16 protein-coding genes are annotated in these 18,773 nt (G+C 60.2%); 8 read left to right on the forward strand and 8 right to left on the reverse strand.

Going from position 1 to position 18,773, the window contains the following annotated elements; translation table 11 throughout:
• Window positions 1-46 precede the first annotated feature (46 nt).
• From HNQ81_RS02850 to HNQ81_RS02860, 3 genes are all read right to left on the reverse strand, one after another.
• On the reverse strand, window positions 47-3,223 hold the full coding sequence (locus HNQ81_RS02850; RefSeq protein WP_183348119.1) for a hypothetical protein: 3,177 nt from the start codon (window positions 3,221-3,223) through the stop codon (window positions 47-49).
• A gap of 116 nt (window positions 3,224-3,339) precedes the next feature.
• Complete coding sequence (locus HNQ81_RS02855) at window positions 3,340-3,990, reverse strand: thiamine diphosphokinase (RefSeq protein WP_183348121.1); 651 nt, start codon at window positions 3,988-3,990, stop codon at window positions 3,340-3,342.
• Window positions 3,991-4,031: 41 nt separating this feature from the next.
• The gene (locus tag HNQ81_RS02860; RefSeq protein WP_183348123.1) at window positions 4,032-4,280 is read right to left on the reverse strand and encodes a hypothetical protein; all 249 of its coding nucleotides are present in this window, start codon (window positions 4,278-4,280) and stop codon (window positions 4,032-4,034) included.
• Window positions 4,281-4,639: 359 nt separating this feature from the next.
• Between HNQ81_RS02860 and HNQ81_RS02865 the strand changes: the two genes are divergently transcribed.
• Entirely contained in the window at window positions 4,640-5,830 is a 1,191-nt protein-coding gene (locus HNQ81_RS02865) for a hypothetical protein (protein ID WP_183348125.1), read from the forward strand.
• Window positions 5,831-5,916: 86 nt separating this feature from the next.
• Here the strand turns inward: HNQ81_RS02865 and HNQ81_RS02870 are convergent, their stop codons facing one another.
• The 3 genes from HNQ81_RS02870 to HNQ81_RS02880 are packed head-to-tail and all read right to left on the reverse strand — an operon-like array spanning window position 5,917 to window position 9,169.
• Window positions 5,917-7,131, reverse strand: coding sequence for an NADP-dependent isocitrate dehydrogenase (locus HNQ81_RS02870; RefSeq protein ID WP_183348127.1), 1,215 nt, complete (start codon window positions 7,129-7,131; stop codon window positions 5,917-5,919).
• A gap of 38 nt (window positions 7,132-7,169) precedes the next feature.
• Window positions 7,170-8,552: a PFL family protein gene (locus HNQ81_RS02875; RefSeq protein WP_183348129.1), complete on the reverse strand. Its 1,383-nt coding sequence runs from the start codon at window positions 8,550-8,552 to the stop codon at window positions 7,170-7,172.
• A gap of 59 nt (window positions 8,553-8,611) precedes the next feature.
• Complete coding sequence (locus HNQ81_RS02880) at window positions 8,612-9,169, reverse strand: glycine cleavage system transcriptional repressor (protein WP_183348131.1); 558 nt, start codon at window positions 9,167-9,169, stop codon at window positions 8,612-8,614.
• A gap of 86 nt (window positions 9,170-9,255) precedes the next feature.
• Here HNQ81_RS02880 and HNQ81_RS02885 point away from each other — a divergent pair, with 86 nt between their 5' ends.
• The 3 genes from HNQ81_RS02885 to HNQ81_RS02895 all read left to right on the forward strand — a co-directional run bounded on the left by HNQ81_RS02885 (window position 9,256) and on the right by HNQ81_RS02895 (window position 12,330).
• The gene (locus HNQ81_RS02885) at window positions 9,256-9,429 is read left to right on the forward strand and encodes a hypothetical protein (RefSeq protein WP_183348133.1); all 174 of its coding nucleotides are present in this window, start codon (window positions 9,256-9,258) and stop codon (window positions 9,427-9,429) included.
• Window positions 9,423-9,917: a hypothetical protein gene (locus HNQ81_RS02890; protein WP_183348135.1), complete on the forward strand. Its 495-nt coding sequence runs from the start codon at window positions 9,423-9,425 to the stop codon at window positions 9,915-9,917. Before HNQ81_RS02885 ends, HNQ81_RS02890 begins: the two co-directional genes overlap by 7 nt.
• Before the next feature lie 286 nt (window positions 9,918-10,203).
• Entirely contained in the window at window positions 10,204-12,330 is a 2,127-nt protein-coding gene (locus HNQ81_RS02895; protein WP_183348641.1) for an RNA degradosome polyphosphate kinase, read from the forward strand.
• 27 nt (window positions 12,331-12,357) lie between these two features.
• Here HNQ81_RS02895 and mtgA read toward each other — a convergent pair whose 3' ends face one another.
• Window positions 12,358-13,074: a monofunctional biosynthetic peptidoglycan transglycosylase gene (gene mtgA / locus HNQ81_RS02900; protein ID WP_183348137.1), complete on the reverse strand. Its 717-nt coding sequence runs from the start codon at window positions 13,072-13,074 to the stop codon at window positions 12,358-12,360.
• A gap of 8 nt (window positions 13,075-13,082) precedes the next feature.
• On the reverse strand, window positions 13,083-14,387 hold the full coding sequence (locus tag HNQ81_RS02905) for an amidohydrolase (protein WP_183348139.1): 1,305 nt from the start codon (window positions 14,385-14,387) through the stop codon (window positions 13,083-13,085).
• 227 nt (window positions 14,388-14,614) lie between these two features.
• Between HNQ81_RS02905 and ychF the strand changes: the two genes are divergently transcribed.
• The 4 genes from ychF to HNQ81_RS02925 are packed head-to-tail and all read left to right on the forward strand — an operon-like array spanning window position 14,615 to window position 18,758.
• Entirely contained in the window at window positions 14,615-15,712 is a 1,098-nt protein-coding gene (ychF, locus tag HNQ81_RS02910) for a redox-regulated ATPase YchF (protein WP_183348141.1), read from the forward strand.
• A gap of 26 nt (window positions 15,713-15,738) precedes the next feature.
• Window positions 15,739-16,767: a 3'-5' exoribonuclease YhaM family protein gene (locus HNQ81_RS02915; RefSeq protein WP_183348143.1), complete on the forward strand. Its 1,029-nt coding sequence runs from the start codon at window positions 15,739-15,741 to the stop codon at window positions 16,765-16,767.
• Window positions 16,768-16,786: 19 nt separating this feature from the next.
• The gene (holB, locus tag HNQ81_RS02920; RefSeq protein WP_183348145.1) at window positions 16,787-17,818 is read left to right on the forward strand and encodes a DNA polymerase III subunit delta'; all 1,032 of its coding nucleotides are present in this window, start codon (window positions 16,787-16,789) and stop codon (window positions 17,816-17,818) included.
• A 37-nt stretch (window positions 17,819-17,855) separates the two neighbouring features.
• Window positions 17,856-18,758: a PSP1 domain-containing protein gene (locus HNQ81_RS02925; RefSeq protein WP_183348147.1), complete on the forward strand. Its 903-nt coding sequence runs from the start codon at window positions 17,856-17,858 to the stop codon at window positions 18,756-18,758.
• The last annotated feature ends 15 nt before the right edge of the window (window positions 18,759-18,773 follow it).

The following is an 18,773-nucleotide window of genomic DNA, read 5'->3' on the forward strand; positions in this document are numbered from 1 at the left end:
ACACGACAGAGGAGGTGGAGAAGCTGGCTGGATACTGTTGCGATCGTCAGCGTACCGTGAGGCCCTTGGCCTGTGAAATTCGGGTCATGCCGGCGAGATATTCCCCGTGCTGCTCGAGATAGAAGGCAAGAGCCCTGGAGAAATGCTTGCCGACCAGCCCATCGACGAAGATCTGGCTGATCTCCCGGTAGCGCTTGAGAATGAGCTGGGAACGATAGAAGATCAGCCATTCCTCGGTCGACATATCCTGGACGACGATCTCCAGAGCCTTGCGGGCCCGGGGCTGGTACATCCAGAAATACATCAGGTCGAGGGCGGTGACGATGAAGGCCCGTTCGAGGTCCCGCGCCTCGTAGTTCATCGTTTCGATAAACATCTTCGGCGACTGCAGCATGTCAAGGACATCCTCTTCCGGGAACAGCATGTCGAGATGGGCGAAAAGTCCGAAGAGATGGGTCAGTTTGCTTCTGTAATCGGCAAGACGGATACGGATATTGGCCTGACGATCGGCGAGACCTTCGATGACTGCGGCGACACAGTCGGAGGCGAATTTGGAGATGACGGCCGCCCACTTCTGCAGGATCCCGTCGATCCCGGGGATCAACGCCGCATGCAGGATGGCGGCGATCAGGGCGTTGAACAGGATGGCGAGCGGGATGGAGAGGATCGAGCGGAACATATTGCCGAGGGCGGCGCTTCGGGGCAGGCCGCGGAAGAAATTATGGCTCGAGATGTACAGGCCGTTGGCCACTCCCATCGCCGAATAGAGGAGTACCGGATTGGTCGAGGTGTTGACTCCCAATGTTTGGTCGAGCAGGACGGTCTTGACCAGGTAATCGAGGAGGGGAACGGAGAAGCCGGTGTACAGCAGGGAATCGGCGATCCGCGACCAGCTGATGAAGGCGTTCCACTGCAGCAGCGGTGAGCGGACCAGCCCGCCGCCCCCCAGGACCGACTGAATGATATTGCGCAGGCAGGTGATCCCGAGCCAGATAAAGGCCCCGAAATAGGCGAGCAGCCACCAGTCCTTGGTCAGGCTGAAGGTCAGGAAGGCCGGGATGAAGCCGATCGCCACCTTCAACAGGTTCTTCAATCCGGTATTGAGGTATTTCAATGGCCTGCCGATGCGTTCGGCCGCCGCCCCGGTCCCCAGTCTGATCGGGTAATCGGCGGGGTGGCGGAGTCCTCCCAGGGTGACGACGTTGCCCTCTCGTCCCGGGTGGAGCTCGATGGCCTCGAGGCTCCAGTCCCTCCATTCGCTGCGGGTGGCGAAGCGGCTGCCGGGGAGGCAGCCGAGGATCCGTCCCAGCAGGCGCTGTGGCCGGGCGCTGCGGCGGGTGTGGCGATGATTGACCATCCGGGCGGTGACCGGCAGGCACTTGCGGCGGGTGTGGCGGACCTCCCGGACCGCCTCGCGACGGGCCCGGGGGGGGAGGGTGTCGAGGACCACCAGTCCCATGCCGTACTGGTGTTCCGACTGGCCGGTGGAGCTGCTGCCGATCCGGGAGCCGAGATTGCGCTTGCGATAGTAGGTGTGGAACGTTTCGATGTCGAACAGGATGCCCAGGAGCCTTTCCTTGCGGGTATCCATCGCCATCAGCTCGGTGGTCTTCGCCTTTATCGTCGTTTCTGTAGAGGTCCCGGTCTCTTGCAACTGTTCCAGATTCCGCTGGAGAGCGACCCTGGAATTTTCGAAATCCCAGATGATCTCGCGGATCGTCCGCTTGAGGACGATGACGTTGTCTTCATTGAGGGCCTTCTGCAGGGTGTTGGTCAGGCTGTAGGTGCGTTCCGGGTTGACGATCGTGACCGCCTCGCCCGCCGCTCCGGCGGTTGCATGGATGTCGGGCCCGGCAACCATGCCGTGCGACGCGTCCTTGAGATTGTAGCTTTCGATATGGGTTATCCTGCCCTGGCAGTCGTACAGCAGCTCGAGGGTGTCCTGGATCGAGAGGTTGCTCAGGTTGAGGATGAAGTGCGAGCCGGAATGGAGGGCCGACAGGCGATGCAGCAACTCCCGGGACGACATGTGCAGCAGGCTTGGGACATCGGCATCGTCGTGCGGGATATTCGGGTCGACGATTTCCGGGTTCCGGACCGGTTGCAGAAACCGGTCGATCAGCACTTCCCTGGTCAGGGAGCCGAACAGCTTGAGCCGGGAGTGCAGTTCGTGACGGTTATCGATCTCGATCGTGTTGTACCGCTCTCCCAGTCTCTTGATTTCGTCCTTGATTGCCGGCTGCAGGGAGCTGTGGATGAATTTGGCGAGATGGAGGAGGGACGGCTGGCCGGTGCCAACAGAATCGATGAATGCCTGTTTGTCGAAGGCCCTGATTTCGAATCCAAGCTCCTCCGCCAAGGTATGCCGATGTCCGCGGTTGAAGGCATCCAGGACCTGGAATACATACCGTTGCTGGTAGCGTGAAACCTGGCGGCCCTCCTCCATCAGTGCCTCAACCTGTTGCTCCCGCAGGAAATGCAGCAGCGAGTGGCTGTCGGTGAATCCGTGCGGGCTCCAGGTCATCCGGACATATTTGTCGAGAAAGCGGGACGACATCTCGATGCCGATGCGGATGTGGACGTCGAGGATTTCGCCGGCCTCGAGCAGCTCCTCCGCCACCTCCGGGTCGACGTAGTTGTAGTAGATGACGGTCAGGTTGCGGATGCCTTTGATCCATGCATCCATCACCAGGTGGGTGGCCGATTTTCGCCCCTTGGTGTTGGCGTCGTGCACCCGATCGTCGAAGGTGAACTGGTTCCACTCCTCCGGCATTTCCAGCAGATGGTAGTGCCTGAGTTCGGCGCGGACCAGGCGGGGGCGGCCGGTGGAGACCAGCCGGAAGTCATGGGCAAGCTTGAGTTGATGGAGGGTGTTGCCGCGGTTGCGGACCAGTTCCTTCATGATCTGCATCAATACCCGGGCGGTGTTTTTCTGGAAATAGGTGGTGGCGGAGAGGAAGACCTCATCGCGCAGTGAACGCAGGGCCACCAGGCGGTCATCGGCTTTGCCGGTTTCAAGCGAGCCGAGGAGCTGGGCGATGGCATGGGCGATGCGGAGTCCGCTGGAGGCAGCCATCTCCTTGATGCCGTGGGGATGCATGCTCGCGATCATCAGCGAGCTCATCGACTGCTGCTTGTGGGCGCGGCTCAGGACTTTCTTGACGATACGGAGGAGTTCGTAGTCGTCCTTGTCGAAAAACGGTCGGGTCGGATTGGTCGGCATCTGCTGGTCAGTTCGGGAGGGCTACGGAAACGGAGATCGTCAGAAAACGATAATGTTTTGCTTATCGCATGGTTGGTGGTCATTGTCAATGGCCTCTGGCAAGGTGCTGGCGGTAATCAGGCCGGACCGGGTTCCTCGACGAGGCAGAGCAGCAGCCCCTCCCGGACCTCGATCGATACCTCCGGCCGGGTGACGACATTGCTGATACCCAGCGTCGAGCCCATGGGGATGCAGTGGTCGGCGAGGGGGTACTCCAGCCCCTGCAGCGTCACCCCGAGAGCCGGGCCGCCAAGCGGGATCAGCGATAACCGCGCGCCCGGCACGGCGGCGAGATCGAGGCGTTGCCGGCCCCGAAGGCAGAAAAGGTCGGTCGGTCCGTCGCGCAGGATGATGCGCAGGCCGGCAAACCGCGGGGTGGTGAGGAGCATGACTGCGGCGATACTCATGTCCCAGCGCTGGCCGAGGGCGGCGAGGATCGTCAGGTCGGTCATGCCACGTTCAATCGCCAGATCGATGGCCAGTTCCAGGTCGGTGTGGTCTTTTCGCTCCGGATAGGTGCGGGTTTCCACGCCCTGTTGGCGAAATTCGTCGAGGAGCCATTGGGGTATCGAGTCCATATCGCCGACGACCAGATCCGGCGTCAGGCCGAGGGCATGGCAGTGGAGGGCGCCGCCGTCGGTGGCGATGACGTAGTCGTGCCGCAGCATTTTCGGGTCGATTCGGGCATCGGGGGAAAACGGACCGTTGGCGAAGATTGTACACTTCATATTCACCTCATGTTCTTTAGGACCTTCTCATCGCGGTGGGATCAGGCCCGATCCGGATGGTGCCGCCGGTCTGGGGCGGAACCGGGTCGAGCGGCAGATCGGCAGAGGAGCATGGTCTGGTCGAGTTGGATCGACGGCAGGTCGAGATGATAATGATCCATCATCCCGCTGTTGACAATACCGTTGGATTCGAAGAGGGCCCTGAAGGCGGAGGCGATGACCAGCGTCGGCAGCACGAAGTGGCAAAGATGATGCCCGGAGCTGATCGTCTCTGACGATGCGGTATTCAAATCCCCATGTGGATAGGTAGAATCAGATGCGCCATTGGTCAGGCGTGCATCTGTCTTTATTGAAGATATAGCCAAAATACTGTTCGAAAACAATATGTTTTCGGGGAAAGACTTGATTGTCTCTTTATTTTGGTATAAAAGGAGTATAATTATTTGAACACTGCACAATGTTCACTGGCGTATGTCGCCGGGTGTTCAAGTCCGGTGTTGATGTTTATTGATAACGGTTTTCGCCTGAAGGTAATCGATATCACGACAATTTTTTTCGATTGAGAGAGGTTGCTGATGGTGTTGGGGAGATGCGACTGTCATACGAGAAGATGGCAGCCGATTGAGAAAAAAAGATAGGGAGAGAAAAGATGAGGAAAAAACTGTTGCTGTTGTTTGGTCTGTTTCTGGTGATGGCCTGTAGTTCGACCGCCTTTGCCGCTGTCACCCTCAAGAGGCTTGGTGATCATCCGTTCTTCAGTCCGCCTCTGACTTCGGAAGCTGAATTTCGGGCCATGGTCGATAACAATGGGGCGGACATCAAACTCGGTTTTGAACAGGCCGGGTACGGAGATCTGTACCCTGAGTTTGTCGCTCAATTCCCGACTGCCGAGGTCGAAACGATTCAGGTTGCTCCCGGCGACCATATGGACTGGATGCTCTTCCGCCGCAAGGGAACGGGGCCGGTCAAAACAGTCAAGGATGTCACCTGGGGCGGCGAGGCTCCATTCGACGCCTTCAGCTTCGCCATCGACAAGGACGAACAGCGCTACAATTTCATCGTCCCCTATGCCTGCGGTAATTTCAGCCTGATGAACATCGCCGCGGTCCCGGCCCCGGTCAACCAGGAGCCGGTGTGCAGCATGACCGTTTCCGGCGGCGAGGTGAAATGCGGCGAGACGATCACCGTCGATGCCAGCGGTTCAACCGACGCTGAAGGCGCCATCGCCCAGGTCATCTTCAGGCTGGTCGACGCCAACAACCAGGTTGTCGCCGAGCAGGTTGACACCGAAGCCCCGTATGTCCAGGAATTCACGGTGCCCTGCGAATCGACCCAGTACACGGTCAAAGTTGTGGTGGTCGATGCCGCCGGAGCCGAGTCCAGCCCGACCGATTGTACCCAGACGATAACCGTCGCCGAGAAAAAGGGTGGTCCGATTGTCGATCTCGGCTATGCCCGTCAGACTGATCCGGCCGACTACCTCTTTGGTCGTGTCGGCTATGAGTATTTCCTCAACGACAGGGTGTCCGTAATCGGTGCCATTGGCGGGTTCGTCCGTGTCCACGGTGACGACGGCGGCAGCGCCTTTATCGCCGATGCCCTGATGAACTACTATTTCAACGATAAGCTGTTTGTTGGCGGGGGTGTCGGGCTCTGGACAGGAGAAGACGATTCTGCCGATGACGAGACCGAGATCGATCTCATCGCCAATATGGGCTACAAGATCCATGAAAACGAGAAAGTGAAGACCTCCCTGTTCGTGGAAGGCCGCTTCGAGGCCGACGAGCTGGTATCCAGTCTCGCCACCCGTCTCGGCGTGGGGCTCCGTTTCCAGTTCTGATCAGCACTGGTTGACTGACCAAAAACAAAAAACCCCATCCGGTTCTTCCGGATGGGGTTTTTTGTTTGGATGGTGCGAGGCGGTGGTTACGCCAGCTTTGCTGTAAGCCGTGTCGCCAGTTCGTCGAGGAATTCCATTGAATTGAGAACCTTGACGGCCTTCGGCTCGCAGATCAGGGCCAGGTCGCCGGTCATGTAGCCCTGTTCGATACACTCGATGATCGTCCCCTCGAGGGTGGCGGCAAAGCTGATGAGATCCGGCAGTCCGTCGAGTTCGCCCCGTTTGCGCAGGGCCCCGGTCCAGGCATAGATCAGCGCCACCGGGTTGGTCGAGGTCTTTTCCCCCTTCAGGTGCTTGTAGTAGTGACGCTGGACGGTGCCGTGCGCCGCCTCGTATTCGAAGTAGCCGTGCGGCGACACCAGCACCGAGGACATCATCGCCAGCGAGCCGAAGGCCGAGGCCACCATGTCACTCATGACATCGCCGTCGTAATTCTTGCAGGCCCAGAGGATGCCGCCGCTGGTCTTCATCATGCGGGCCACCACATCGTCGATCAGGGTGTAGAAGAACTCGATACCGGTCGCTGTGAACCTTTTTTGGTACTCGGCGGCGAATATCTCCTGGAAGATGTCCTTGAACCGCTGGTCATATATCTTCGAGATGGTGTCCTTGGTGGCGAACCAGCAGTCGATCTTCTGATCGAGCGCATACTCGAAACAGGCCCGGGCAAAGCTTTCGATCGAGGCGACGGTATTATGGACACCCTGGAGGATGGCCGGTCCATCGACATCCATCACCGTCTCCCGGGTCTCCTTGCCGTCCTTGCTGGTGACGACGATCTCGAGTTTACCGCCGTGCGCGGCGAAGATCTCGGCATTCTTGTAGACATCACCATAGGCATGGCGGCCGACGACGATCGGTTTCTCCCAGCTGCGGACCGCCGGACGGATGTTGTCGACCATGATCGGCTTGCGAAACACGGTGCCGTCGAGCATCGCCCTGATCGTGCCGTTGGGTGATTTCCACTGCTGCTTCAGGCCATATTCCTTGACCCGGTCGGCATTGGGGGTGATGGTGGCATTCTTGACCCCGACCCCGTATTGCATGATCGCCCGGGCGGCGTCGACCGTGACCTGGTCGTCGGTCCGGTCCCGTTCCACGATCCCCAGGTCATAGTATTCGGTCTTCAGGTCGATGAAGGGGAGGAGCAGTTTTTCCTTGACGAGCGGCCAGAGGACCCGCGTCATTTCGTCCCCGTCGAGTTCGACGAGGGGGGTGGTCATCGTAATTTTCTGTGGCATGGAATTATTTCCCCGTTGAGATGGGTGGTTTGAGTTGCTCAGTTCTTGAAACTATGGATCGGCGCCGGGATGCGTCCCCCCCAGGCCATGAACCGGCTGGATTTGCCGGCGTTCCTGATCTCCATGATCGGGCTGGCGCCGAACAGGCCGCCGAAGCTGACATGGTCGCCGGCCTCTTTGCCCGGTACCGGGATGATCCGGGCGGCGGTCGTCTTGTGGTTGACCATCCCCAGGGCCATCTCGTCGGCGATGATGGCGGAGATGGTGTCGGCGTCGACCGAACCGGGGATCGCGATCATGTCGAGGCCGACCGAACAGACGCAGGTCATCGACTCGAGCTTTTCGAGGCAGAGCGAGCCTTCGCCCACGGCCTCGGCAAGGACCGCGTCCTCCATGACCGGGATGAAGGCGCCGCTCAGGCCGCCGACGGTCTTGCTGGCGAAGATCCCGCCTTTTTTCACCGCATCGTTGAGCATCGCCAGAATCGCGGTGGAGCCGGGGGCGCCGACCGCGTCGACGCCGAGAATCTTGAAGATCTCGCCGACGCTGTCGCCGATTGTCGGGGTCGGAGCCAGGGAGAGGTCGACGACGCCGAACTCGATGCCGAGGGCCTTCGAGACCTGGCGACCGATCAACTCGCCGCAGCGGGTGACACGGAAGGTGGTCTGTTTGATCTCTTCGGCGATCTCATCGAGGCGCAGGGGTTCCTTGCCCTGATGATGGCCGATCATCCGCTCGAGAGCCCGGGCGATGACGCCCGGGCCGCTGACCCCGATATTGAGGACGGCGTCGGCCTCTTCCAGGCCGTGGATGGCCCCGGCCATGAAGGGGTTGTCGCCCGGCTGATTGCAGAAGACGACAAACTTGGCGGCCCCGAATCCGCCTTGGTCCCGGGTCTTTTCGGCCAGTTCCTTGATGGTACGGCCGACTATCGCCAGGGCGTCCATGTTGATCCCCTTCTGGCTGGTGGCGATGTTGATGGAGGCGCAGACCTTTTCGGTCCGGGCCAGGGCCTCGGGCAGAGAGGCAATGTATTCGCGGTCGGTGGCGGTCATCCCCTTCTCGACCTGGGCCGAGAAGCCGCCGAGGATGTCGACGCCGACGGCGGCGGCGGCCCGGTCGAGGCATATAGCCAGATCGATAAAGCCGAAGCGGTCAAAACCGGCGCCGACAAAGGCGATGGGGGTGACTGCAATCCGTTTGTTGACCACCGGGATGCCAAGTTTCCGGCTGATGTCGTTGCAAGTGGCGACGAAGTTGCCGGCCAGGGCCTTGATTCTCTCCTCGATCCGGTCGCAGGTGCCGGCGACGTCACCGGTGCGGCAGTCAAGGAGGTTGATCCCCATCGTGACGGTACGGACATCAAGGTTTTCCTTCTGGATCATCTCGACGGTGGACAGGATCTGGTCTGAGCGTAGCATGTGGTGGAGTCCTCCCGGTCGTCGGCTCTGCCGACTCGGCGATGTGTGTGGTATCGCGTTCAGTGCAGGGTGATCTCGTTGGTCACCCGGAAGATATCGTTATGCTGGAGCACCAGTTTGAGGCTGCTGTCGCGGGAAAAGATCTCAAGGTCGACGATGACGGTATCCATCGAGGCGATATTGCGCATATCGAGTTGCAGGACCATGGTGTACTGATCTTCACTCAGAGTGGTGGCCAGATCGAGGATGTTGATGCCGTGGCTGTAGCAGAACTGGCTGATACTGTGAACCAGGCCGCTGCGGTTCCGGCCCTGGGCGGTGAGGACATAGGTGTCGGTCGGCGGCGGAATGTGGGCGATTTCGATGGGGATGTCCATTTCCTTGATCAGCACGTCGAATTTTTCCCCCGACTGGATATGGGAGATTTCGGCCAGGACATCCTCGCGGGTGATGTCCTCCTCGAAAGAGGCGATGAGGATCATGGTCAGGTAGCCGCAGAGGATCGATTGATTGAGATCGGCGAGATCCCCCTTCAGCGCGTAGATCGCCCCGGTAATTTCAGCGATAATGCCCGGCCTGTCCTTGGACATCACCGAGATGATCATCTGTTTGCTCATGCAGTGTCGCTCCTTTCAGGGTGCTGCCAGGTGGATTGATCCATGTTCCGGCGGGTTGCCCCGCCGGCCGGATTGGACCTGATAATATGGCACTGTTTGCGGCAATCATCAATATTTTAATGGACTGCACCGATTCCGGAGCGGAAAAGAAGGAAAAATATGCCGTGCCCTGTGATGCCGGGCAAAAAAAGATTATTCTATTGAATGGCATATCAATAACACCGGCAATCGATGATGACAAAGGAGGGGTTCCATGCTGATGTGGTCTTTGCGGTCAATGATGGTCCTGATGGTGCTGGTCACGGCTGGTTGCGCCGCCGGAACGGGACAATACGGCTCGGCTGCGAAGTCGATCGCGATTGATAGAATCTTTCTTTCCGGACCACTCCCGGCCGAATACCGCTATTTTTACAACGGCGTCAAAGGCGAGCCGGTGGCGATTCTCGGTCTGAGCCGGGAGTATGCGCTCCGGTCCGATTTCTGGACCGAGATCGATCTCGACGATCGTCAGATGAAAGATTGGCGTAAATTTTTCCTGCAGAGCATGACCTGGTACGATGATCGCAGTCACGGGCGAATGTCCTACGATGGATACCGCCTGTCCGACCAGCAGGGAAAACACATCGGGATACTGTATTCACGCTACGAGTGGATAGTGGTCGAGTTTCTGCAGGAGAACGGCATTCTGGTCCACCCGCCACAACCCCATGTCATCCGTTCCAGTCTGTGGGAAGATTTTCCCCTGTAACATTGAGGTGCCGCCTGGCAACGGCCAAGGTCAGGCAGCATCGTATCGCTCTTCGTGCCGGACCATTGTCGACGCAACTGTCGGGGATATGATCTCAACGGCTCGGTAATGACCGGCGGTGGTGGCTGGACGCGGCAGCGGGGACGAAAATGGTGATGGAAAAGTCCGTTGCAGGAGAGCTCTATGGTAATCGAATTTTTTTGCATAACAGGAGTGTCGGGTGCAAATCACTGAAAAGCGGGGGGCTCGCCGTCGGGGCGGGCGCAGCGAGGCAGAGCCTGGGGGCATGGACCATGACGGGGGGGCGGAGAGTTTCCTCCGAACCTCGCCCAAACGATTTTTCAACCGGGAACTGAGCTGGCTGGCCTTCAATGAACGGGTGCTCGAAGAGGCCAAGAACGTCCACCACCCGCTTCTGGAACGGGTCCGCTTTCTGTCGATCTCGGCCTCGAACTGGGACGAGTTTTACATGGTGCGGGTTGCCGGGCTGATGGGCCAGATTGCGGCGGGGATAACCTCGCCGAGTATTGACGGCCTGCGTCCGCAGGAGCAGATTGCCGTCATCCTCGCCAGGGCCTCTTCCCTGATGCAGGAACAACAGGCCTGCTGGCGGCAGCTGCGCGAAGAGCTGAAGGGGCAGGGGATCGCGATGCTGGCGCCGGAGGAACTCGGCGTTGCCGAGCGCCAATGGCTGCAGACCTGCTTCAATGAGCATATCTTCCCCATTTTGACCCCGATTGCCGTTGATCCGGCGACCGCCTTTCCCTTTATCCCCAACCTCGGATTCTGTCTCTTTCTCCAGATGGAGCGACCGAATGGGGAACGGATGTACGCCCTGATCCCGATCCCGAAACAGGTTGATCGATTCATCCGCCTGCCTGGCGGCAGAGCGATCCGCTTTGTCTCGCTGGAGGATACCATCCTCCTCTTCCTCGACCACCTTTTCCCCAGTTTCAAACTCGTCAGGGCCGGTAACCTGCGGATCATCCGCGACAGCGTGGTGGAGATCGACGAGCGGGCCGAGGATCTGGTCGAGACGTTTGAGACCGCGCTGAAGGCGCGCCGCCGTGGTTCGGTGATCCGCCTGTCGGTCAATGCCGATATCGATCCTGATCTGCGGCGCATCATCGTCGATGAACTGGGCGTGGACCAGGAGACCATCTTCCTGCGAGAGGGAATCCTCGGCCTGGTCGATATCCGGCAACTGATCGTCGCCGATCGTCCCGATCTGCTCTTTTCCCCCTTCGAGGCCCGTTTTCCGGAGCGGGTGCGCGACTTCAACGGCGATATCTTCGTTGCCATCAGGGCCAAGGACTTTATTGTCCATCACCCCTACGAAAGTTTCGATGTGGTGGCCCAGTTCGTCAGTCAGGCGGCGCATGATCCGGCGGTGATCGCCCTCAAACAGACCCTCTATCGGACCAGCAGCGATTCCCCGATCGTCGCCGCCCTGATCGAGGCTGCCGAGGCGGGCAAACAGGTGACGGCGGTGGTTGAACTCAAGGCCCGTTTCGACGAGGAGGCCAATATCCGCTGGGCGCGGGAACTGGAGGAGGCCGGCGCCCACGTCGTCTACGGCTTCGTCGACAAGAAGATCCATGCCAAACTCAGCCTGGTGGTGCGGCGAGAGGGCGGGCGGCTGCGCTCCTACGCCCATTTCGGTACCGGAAACTATCATCCGGTGACGGCCAGGATCTACACCGACCTGTCCTTTTTTACCGACAATGAAGAACTGTGCCGTGACGCCCTCCACATCTTCAACTATATGACCGGCTACGATCTGCCGTTGCGACTCAATCGCCTGGCCTATTCGCCGATGACGCTGCGGCCGGCGCTGGTCGACCTCATTCGGGGGGAAATCGAGCAGGCCGAGGCCGGGCGACCGGCCGCAATCTGGATCAAGGTCAACGCCCTGACGGATGGAGATCTCATCGATGAGCTGTATCGGGCCTCTCAGGCGGGGGTGGAGATACGGGCCATTGTCCGCGGCATCTGCTCGCTCCGACCGGCGGTGCCGGGTCTTTCCGACAATATCAGCGTCAAGAGCATCGTTGGTCGATTTCTCGAACATTCCCGAATCTTTGTGTTTGGGGCGGGAAATGCGCTGCCGTCGGTGCAGGCCAAGGTCTTCATCAGCTCGGCTGACTGGATGGGCCGCAATATGGATGGTCGGGTCGAATTGCTGGTGCCGATCGAGAATCCGACGGTGCACCAGCAGGTTCTCAACGAGATCATGGTCCATTGCCTCGAGGATACACTGCAAAGCTGGGAACTGCTGCCCGATGGCCGCTATCGCCGACTGGAAACCGATGGCTCCGGGATGTCGGCGCACACCTATTTCATGACCAACCCGAGTCTGTCGGGACGCGGCAGCGCCAGAGAACGGCCGTGCGCGGAACGGGAATCGAGTTGAGGCCCTGCAGCGATCAAACGGGGAGGCTCAGGGCGGCAAGAGCGGCCCGATATGGCGCATCTGCTGCAGGATCCAGCGTTGCCGCTGCATCAGGTAGCCGGTCGGTCGGGCCGGGTTCCACCGCAGCGGTGCCGGCAGGATCGCCGTGAGCATGGCGGCCTGACGGTTCGTCAGCCGCCTCGCCGAGGTCCGGTAATAGGTGCGGGCGGCGCTTTCGACCCCGTAGACCCCGGGGCCGAATTCGGCGACGTTGAGGTAGACCTCGATGATCCGCTCCTTGCTCCAGCACAACTCGAGCAGCAGGGTGAAATAGGCCTCGACGCCCTTGCGGAGATAGGAGCCGCCCGGCCAGAGGAAGACGTTCTTGGCCGTCTGCTGGGTGATCGTGCTGCCCCCCTTCTGGCGCCCGCCAGTCCGGTTGTTCTCGTAGGCCTTCGAGATCGCATTGAAATCAAAGCCAGAATGATCCAGGAATTTCTGGTCTTCGGCGGCGATGACCGCCCGGACCATCGCCGGCGATATCCGCTCCAGCGGCTGCCATTGCTTGCGGATGATGAAGCCCTGGCCGGTGGCCATGCCCTGGATCCCGCGGATCATCATCAGCGGTGTTGCCGGCGGCGGGACAACGCGCAGTATGATTGTGGAGACGACGCTCAGTACGGCGAAGCCGAGGACCAGGCGGCGGAGCCATCTTCTCCAGGCGGCTGGGCGCCGGCGGCTCGATACAGGTACAGAACGGGCCATGGGTGCAGTCAGTTTGCTGATCCGGCAGTGCTGGCCAGTTTCCTCACCCTGGCCTTCGCCTCTTCGACGTCGAACGAGAGGATGCGTCGGCCTGCCATCAGCAGTCGGCCGTCGACCATCACGGAATCGACATCGGCGCCGCTGGCGGCATAAACCAGGAGGTCGGGGTGGTAGAAGGGGGTGAGATGGGGCTGGTGAAGATCGACCACGATCAGGTCGGCGCGATATCCTGGTTCGAGTCGGCCGATATCCGCCAGGCCGAGGAGTGTCGCGCCGCCGCCCGTCGCACAGTGCAGGGCGGCCTGGGCCGGAAGGCTCGTCGCGTCGCCGCCGGCCACCTTCTGGATCTTGGCCAGCATGTCCATTTCCCTGAACATGTCGAGGCTGTTGTTGCTGGCGCAGCCGTCGGTCCCGAGACCGACGGCGATCCCGTGGCGGAGCATGTCAGGCACTCGGGCGATGCCGGAGGCCAGCTTCATGTTGCTCTGCGGACAGGTGACGATCCGGGTGCCGCTCCGGCCGACGAGGTCGAGGTCATCGTCGTCGAGCCAGACGCCGTGGACGCAGACGGTGTTGGAGCCGAGCAGCCCCAGGGTGGCCAGATGCCGTACCGGGCTGGTGCCCCTGGGGTCGATAATCATATCGATCTCGTTGCGGCTCTCGGCGAGGTGGACAAAGAACCGGACCCCGGCCTCCTCCGCCAGCCGGCACGATTTGATGAGCGTGGCCGGGGAACAGGTGTAGGGAGAGTGGGCGAACACCGCCGGAGTGATCAGGGGATCCTTGCCTTGCCACTCGGCGATGAAGGCGGCGACGGTCGCGATGTTTTCAGCCGGGTCCGGGACGCTGGGGACGGAAAAATCGACGATGCCGTGACCGATGACCGCCCGCAGGCCGCAGTCACCGAGGGCCCGGCCGCTCAGCGCCGAGAAGAAGTAGGCGTCGGCGACGCAGGTCGTGCCGGAGAGGATCATTTCGGCGGCGGCCAGCTTCGTCGCCCAGTACACCATTTCCGGCGAGATGCAGCGGGCCTCGGCCGGAAAGATGTGGCCATGCAGCCAGGTGTGGAGGTCGAGATCGTCGGCCATCCCTCGGAACAGGGTCATCGCGCAGTGGGCATGGGCGTTGACCAGACCGGGCATCACGAGTTTGCCGCGAACATCGATGACCCTGGCCGCACCGGGGGGAGGCGCCTGGGCCATCGGCCCGATCGCGGCGATGTGGTTGCCTTCGATGAGGATGTAGGCATTGTCGGTGACGGCGGAGAAGGCTCCGGGGAAGAGCGTACAATGAGTGAACAGCGTTGTTGACATATCGGCGAGGCGGCTGGGTGGAGATGATTTTATAACGTGGGCATTTTCAGGCAATCCAAGTATAATACACAGTTCTCGAAAAAATTGTCGGCAAAAGCTGCCGCTGGCCTGAATGAATTCGCCCTGTCCGGTGTTCGGGACAAATTGTCGTAGCTGTTTGATTTTCTGGAAAAATGAAGAGGATGGGGGCCGGGTTGCGCCCTTTCCTCAGCAAGGAGTCGTTCGATATGGGATTTCGCTGTGGCATCGTCGGTCTGCCCAATGTGGGCAAATCGACGATCTTCAATGCTCTGACCGCGGCCGGTATCGCCGCCGAGAATTATCCGTTCTGCACGATCGAGCCCAATGTCGGCATCGTCCCGGTGCCGGACGAACGGCTCGATATCCTGGCCGACATCGTCAAGACCCGGAAGAAGGTCCACACCCAGATGGAATTCGTCGATATCGCCGGTCTCGTCAAGGGGGCCAGCAGGGGGGAAGGGCTCGGCAACCAGTTCCTCGGCCACATCCGTCAGGTCGACGCCATCGTCCATGTCATCCGCTGCTTCGAGGATGACAATGTCGTTCATGTCGATGGATCGATCGATCCCGACCGTGATCGCGAGATCATCACCATGGAACTGATCATGGCCGATCTCGAAACCGTGGAGAAACGGCTGCGCAAGAGCCAGAGTCAGGCCAAGTCGGGCGACAGGTTCTTCAAGGAGCAGGTGGCCTTTCTCGAGAAGCTGATGGCCCATCTCGATTCCGGGCAGCCGGCCCGCCGCCTGCCGCTCCGGTCGGATACCGAAGAGGAACTGGTCCGCGACCTCTGTCTGCTGACGGCCAAACCGATTCTCTATGTCGCCAATGTCAGCGAGGAGGACATCCGCACCGGCAACGACCATGTCCGCCGTCTGAAGGCGGCGGCCCTGGCCGATGGCGACAGCGTGGTCATGATCGCCGGCAGCATCGAACAGGAGTTGAGCCAGCTGGACAGGGAAGAACAGCGGGAATTCCTGCAGGAGATGGAGATGGAGGAACCGGGGCTCAACCGGCTGATCAAGGCCGGCTATGCCCTGCTCGGTCTGCAGACCTTTTTTACCGTCGGCGAGAAGGAAACGAAGGCCTGGACGATCCCGATCGGGACCAAGGCCCCTGCCGCCGCCGGCAAGATCCATTCCGATTTTGAACACGGCTTTATCCGGGCGGAGGTCATCGCCTATGCGGATTACGTCGCCTGCCAAGGCGAGGCCAGGGCCAAGGAAAAGGGTCTGATGCGGGTGGAAGGCAAGGAGTATGTGGTGGCCGACGGTGACTGCATGTATTTCCGGTTCAACGTCTGAACCGGGGCAACGGCGGCGAGGTGGAGATGACGAAAAACACGTTTGTCGAGGAGCTGAAGGAGGGCGATCGTTTCGATGACCTGTTTCTGGTCAAATCGGTCAGGCTGTCCGAAACCAAGGCCGGTAACAGCTATCTGATCCTGACGGTGATGGATCGCAGCGGCGAGTTGAGCGGACCGATCTGGGACAATGTCGAGGCCTGGCAGAAGATCTGCCGTGCCGGCGAATTCATCCGCTTGAAGGGGATGGTGCAGGCCTATCGTGACAAGCCGCAGCTGAAGGTGGATTCGGTGCAGCCGGTCGATCGCGATGCAGTTCATCTGGCCGATTTCGTCGTCGCCACCACCAGAGATCCGCAGCAGATGGCCGAGGAGCTCCAGCGATTGGTGCGTTCGGTGAAGGATCCCTATCTTCGCAGACTGCTCAATCATTTTTTCAAATCGGGGTCGGTGTGGGACAAGTTCCAGATGGCCCCGGCGGCCAAGGGCATCCACCACGCCTATGCCGGCGGCCTGCTCGAGCACTGCCTGTCGATGGCCCGGGTCGCCGACATGCTGGCCGGCCACTATGAGGGGGTCGACCGTTCGCTCCTCATTACCGGCGCCCTGCTCCATGACATCGGCAAGGTCGATGAACTGGCGATGGAGATCGGCGTGGTCGAGTATACCGACCGCGGCCGCCTCAAGGGGCACCTGGTGATCGGCTGTGAGATGGTGGCGGCGGCGGCGGCGAAGATCAACGGCTTCCCCCCGGAGCTGCTGGACCAGGTGCAGCATCTGGTCCTCAGCCATCATGGCCGCCAGGAGTTCGGTTCGCCGATCGTGCCGATGACGGTGGAGGCCCTGCTGCTCAGCTTTATCGACGATGTCGATGCCAAGATGAATCTGATCGAGCAGTTGCGTCGCAAGATGGAGGGGGGATCGATGCAGTGGACGGAATACCAGCGTTCGCTCGAGCGGTTCCTGTATCTCGGCGGATTTGAGGAGAAGGAAATGGCGGAAGAGACGGCGGAAGCGACGAACACCCCGGCCAGGCAGCAGTCCCTTTTCTCCTGAGGCGCACGTGACGATGGGGATGAGCGGGACCGGTACGGCCTTTTCGGGTCTGCTGGGCCAGGAAAAGGCCAAAAAATTGATCCGCCGCGCCCTTTCCTCCGAGCGGATGCCCCATGCCTTCCTGTTCCGGGGGCCGGAGGGGGTGGGGAAACAGCTTTTCGCCCGGGAGATGGCTGCAGCGGTCAACTGTCGCAGTCGGGAGAGGGAAAGACCCTGCGGCGCCTGTTCTTCCTGTCGCAAGTTCCGTTCCGGCAGCCACCCCGATTTCATGGTGGTCAGTCCGGACAAGGGGGCGATCAAGATTGAGCAGGTGCGACAGACCAGTCTGGCGCTGAGCTACCCTCCTTATGAATCGCAGACGAGGGTCGTGCTGATCGAGGATGTGCATGGGATGCGGGCCGAGGCCGCCAACTGTCTGCTGAAGACCTTGGAGGAGCCGCCGCCGGACAACCTGCTGATCCTGACCGCCGATTCATCGCGAGAGATTCTGCCGACGCTGGCCTCGCGCTGTCAGCTGGTCCCGTTCTACAGCCTCAGTCAACGCCAGACGGTGGAGGTGCTGCTCGGCTGCGACGCCGGACTGGATCAGGACACGGCCGAACTGGTGGCCCGGTTGGCCGAGGGAAGTCCCGGCCGGGCCCGGCTGTTTTTGCAAACGGAGATGATCGCCGTGATGCGGAAGGTGACGGCGGTGCTTTCGGACCCCTCGCTCCATCCCGATCGGGATACCGGCGCTCTGCTGCAGGCTGCCGGGATAATGGCGGATTCGAAAGAGAATCTCCCTTCTCTGCTCGGCCTTCTCCGCCTCTGGCTGCGGGACCGGCTGATGCTGGTCTGCGGCCTGTCTGATCGCTCCGGACGGCCCGAGGGGGGAGGATACGGCACGGGGCGGGACAGGGTGAATAACTGGAGTTTACCCAGGTTTTTTGATACATTGGAGACGATCACCGCCGCAGAGCGGCAATTGGCCCGAAACTGCAACCGCCACCTGGTCTGCGAGGTCCTGCTGTTCAAATTATCCGCCCCCTTCAATGGCAGTGAGGTGGAGTGAATCGAGTGTAACAATGGAATCAACGGAGTTTCGTGAAATGACCGAAAAGGATGACGGGACGTCTGAACCGGAGCAAGTAGCCGATGCCAACGACGTCTTCTATCACATCCGCTTCCGGGAAGATGGCCAGCAGTTTACCGCCTCGTCTTCGACGGCGGGGTTGAAACGTGAGACGGGGGTAATGGTCAAAACCGATCATGGTCTCGAACCGGCGCATATCGTCGCCGTCGCTCCCCCCTGCATGTGGACCGAAAAGCCCCGGCTGGCCTCGTTTGAGACCACCAGGGAAATGACTGCGGAAGAGCAGGAACGCTATGCGCTGCTGATCGATCAGGAAAAGCAGGCGCAGGCGACCTGCGTTCACCTGATCGCCAAGCATGAATTGGAGATGCGCCTGGTCCGGGTCGAGAAGTTTTTCAACGGCAGTAAGATGATCTTCTACTTTACCGCCGACAATCGGGTTGACTTCCGCAACCTGGTCAAGGACCTGGTCCAGGAGTTTCGAACCCGGGTGGAGATGCGGCAGGTCGGTGTTCGTCATGAAACCAAAATGCTGGGCGGCCTCGGAACCTGCGGCCGGGAGTTGTGTTGCGCCTCCTTCATCAAGAAGTTCGATTCGGTCTCCATCAAGATGGCCAAGGAACAGGATCTCCCCCTCAATCCTTCCAAGATTTCAGGGCTATGCAACCGGCTGCTGTGCTGCCTGACTTACGAGTACGATATCTATCGGAGGCAGCGTAAGGGGATGCCGAAGGTCGGCAAGAAAATCATGATCGGTGACGCATGTTACCTGGTGAAACGACAGAATCCGTTGCAGGAATCGATAGTTGTGAGTAATGAAAAAGGTGAGGACGAGCATCTGCGGAAAGATCAATGGCAGGCCTGTGAACCGTTGAAGAACGAACGGCCCATCAGGAAAGACAGAAAGGTCAAGGAATGACGGCTGCAACCAGCC

Origin of the sequence: Desulfoprunum benzoelyticum (genome assembly GCF_014201505.1) — a bacterium.
GTDB lineage: Bacteria > Desulfobacterota > Desulfobulbia > Desulfobulbales > Desulfocapsaceae > Desulfoprunum > Desulfoprunum benzoelyticum.

What these genes read in the sequence shown, in the direction of transcription:
- HNQ81_RS02850 (WP_183348119.1), bottom strand. Translation starts at nt 3,223, where the DNA reads ATGCCGACCAATCCGACCCGACCGTTTTTCGACAAGGACGACTACGAA.
- HNQ81_RS02855 (WP_183348121.1), bottom strand. Translation starts at nt 3,990, where the DNA reads ATGAAGTGTACAATCTTCGCCAACGGTCCGTTTTCCCCCGATGCCCGA.
- HNQ81_RS02865 (WP_183348125.1), top strand. Translation starts at nt 4,640, where the DNA reads ATGAGGAAAAAACTGTTGCTGTTGTTTGGTCTGTTTCTGGTGATGGCC.
- HNQ81_RS02870 (WP_183348127.1), bottom strand. Translation starts at nt 7,131, where the DNA reads ATGCCACAGAAAATTACGATGACCACCCCCCTCGTCGAACTCGACGGG.
- HNQ81_RS02875 (WP_183348129.1), bottom strand. Translation starts at nt 8,552, where the DNA reads ATGCTACGCTCAGACCAGATCCTGTCCACCGTCGAGATGATCCAGAAG.
- HNQ81_RS02880 (WP_183348131.1), bottom strand. Translation starts at nt 9,169, where the DNA reads ATGAGCAAACAGATGATCATCTCGGTGATGTCCAAGGACAGGCCGGGC.
- HNQ81_RS02885 (WP_183348133.1), top strand. Translation starts at nt 9,256, where the DNA reads ATGGCACTGTTTGCGGCAATCATCAATATTTTAATGGACTGCACCGAT.
- HNQ81_RS02890 (WP_183348135.1), top strand. Translation starts at nt 9,423, where the DNA reads ATGCTGATGTGGTCTTTGCGGTCAATGATGGTCCTGATGGTGCTGGTC.
- HNQ81_RS02895 (WP_183348641.1), top strand. Translation starts at nt 10,204, where the DNA reads ATGGACCATGACGGGGGGGCGGAGAGTTTCCTCCGAACCTCGCCCAAA.
- mtgA (WP_183348137.1), bottom strand. Translation starts at nt 13,074, where the DNA reads ATGGCCCGTTCTGTACCTGTATCGAGCCGCCGGCGCCCAGCCGCCTGG.
- HNQ81_RS02905 (WP_183348139.1), bottom strand. Translation starts at nt 14,387, where the DNA reads ATGTCAACAACGCTGTTCACTCATTGTACGCTCTTCCCCGGAGCCTTC.
- ychF (WP_183348141.1), top strand. Translation starts at nt 14,615, where the DNA reads ATGGGATTTCGCTGTGGCATCGTCGGTCTGCCCAATGTGGGCAAATCG.
- HNQ81_RS02915 (WP_183348143.1), top strand. Translation starts at nt 15,739, where the DNA reads ATGACGAAAAACACGTTTGTCGAGGAGCTGAAGGAGGGCGATCGTTTC.
- holB (WP_183348145.1), top strand. Translation starts at nt 16,787, where the DNA reads ATGAGCGGGACCGGTACGGCCTTTTCGGGTCTGCTGGGCCAGGAAAAG.
- HNQ81_RS02925 (WP_183348147.1), top strand. Translation starts at nt 17,856, where the DNA reads ATGACCGAAAAGGATGACGGGACGTCTGAACCGGAGCAAGTAGCCGAT.